Raw genomic sequence first — 1,740 nt, 5'->3', positions numbered from 1 at the left:
CCTAGCCCCGTTTTCCGCAGGTCTGTGATCGTCACCGGAGCTGCCGTGGATCCACCCCGAGGAGATAGAGGAGATCGAGCTGGGTGGGGGTGGGCTGCGGGATCACCGGTGGCGTGGCGAGGTGGCCCGGGATGATCCGTATGCCCGCGAGGGCGTCGAAGATGAGACGGCCCGTGGGTACGGCGGGCCGCCCCGCGTACAAGCCGTTCACCTTTTGTTCTCCCCGAGCGGCCAGGGCCTGTCTGACCTGGCGTTCGACAAGGCAGAAGATGAGCAAGGCCAGGCAGATCACGGTGATCAGGGCCGCGATGCGGCGGTTGTTCTTCAGGTACAGCGTGGTCACGGCCAGTGGCCCCTTGAACGCGGCGTACCGGCGCTCGACGGCTTCTTGCTTCTTGTAGAGCAGCAGCACCTGCGCGGCGTCGACCTGGTCGGGATCGAGGTTGGTGAGCAGGGCGTACCAGCCGTCGGTGGCGGCTTCGGCGTCGATCGCGTCTTGGTCGAGTTCCCAGGCCAGGGTGGGTTTGCCGGTGCCGGGGTCGGTGCCGATCTCGGTGCGCAGGTAGGCGCTGACCCGCCGTTGCCTGGCGATGACCGCGACCCGGTCGGCGACCTTCGCCTGGCTCGGGTAGTGGCGCGAGCCCAGGGCGCGTTCCAACCGGGCCAGCTCATCGCGGGCCCGCTCAAGCTTCAGAGCACGCGCGTTGGCCGCGGCATGGGCGCGGGCCGAGGAGTGCACGAAGATCCGGCGCACCGCCACCACCGGATCCTTCTTGCGTGGTCCGGCCACGGTCATCGTGTCTTCCAGCACCTGCCAGGACCCGCGCTGATCAGCGGGTTTACCGGCATCGCGCTGCGCGATGTAGTCCACGGCGGTGGCCTGCGCCAGGTCCAGGACGGCCAGCGCGGCGGCCGGGACGTAGGTCTTGGACGCGGGGGCGATGAAGGTGACCTGCTCGGCGGTCATCGCCGCGAGGTTTGGATAGGAGATCAGCTTGGAATCGCCGATCATCAGCAGCCGCTGCCGGCCGGCAAGCGCCTGCAACTGCTTCATGGTGCCGGTGACCTGGGCGACCTCGCCTGCTCCTCCATCAAAAGCGCGGGCGAACACCGGGATACCCCCATCACCGCTCACCGCGATCCCGGCCTGGATCTGCTTCAGATCGGCCCGCCGATCCTTGGGGTGACCGTACTTCGGTGCGGGGAAGCCCTGCTCGGCCTGGTCGTAGTCGCCGTGCAGGGAGATGGAGGTCATGTCCCAGTGCATCCGGCTGACCTCGATGCCGAAGGTCTCGATCGCGGCCAGCCCGACCGAGCCGACCAGGTGGTCCAGGTGCGGGGCGACCGCGTCCAGCGCTCGGCCGATCCGGTCATCGTTGAGCAGGTCGGGGTCAATCCCGAGCGTTTCGTCCACCGCCCAGGCCCGCGCCCACTGCTGCACGTGCACCAGCGGCGCGGGCGAGGTCAGCCGGTTGGCCACAAGCGCCTCGATGACCTGCCCGTGAGTGAGTTCGGCCAGGTCACGCACCGGGCAGGCGGCATCGACGAACTCCCTGATCCGTAACCGGGAACAAAAGTCGGCCACCACGGGCAACGCGCCGAGCATCTTCTCCACACTCGGGCCGCCGAACTGCGCTGGTTGTCTCACGAGGCTCAGGAACTACCGGCTCGGACTGCCACGATCAACAAGCCGCGCCGAAGATGCCCCAATCATCCCCACCTACGGAAAACGGGCCTAGC

Annotated in this window: 1 protein-coding gene; it reads right to left on the bottom strand. The window is 68.0% G+C overall.

Features of this window, described 5'->3' with window-relative positions:
* Positions 1 to 31: 31 nt before the first annotated feature.
* A complete protein-coding gene (locus ABGB08_RS54465; RefSeq protein WP_347608449.1) occupies positions 32 to 1,648 on the bottom strand; it encodes an IS1634 family transposase in 1,617 nt (538 codons plus the stop codon).
* Positions 1,649 to 1,740: the final 92 nt, after the last annotated feature.

Origin of the sequence: Acrocarpospora sp. B8E8, assembly GCF_039871605.1 — a bacterium.
Classification (GTDB): Bacteria; Actinomycetota; Actinomycetes; order Streptosporangiales; family Streptosporangiaceae; genus Acrocarpospora; species Acrocarpospora macrocephala.
This window is presented reverse-complemented; position numbering and strand designations above follow the sequence as displayed.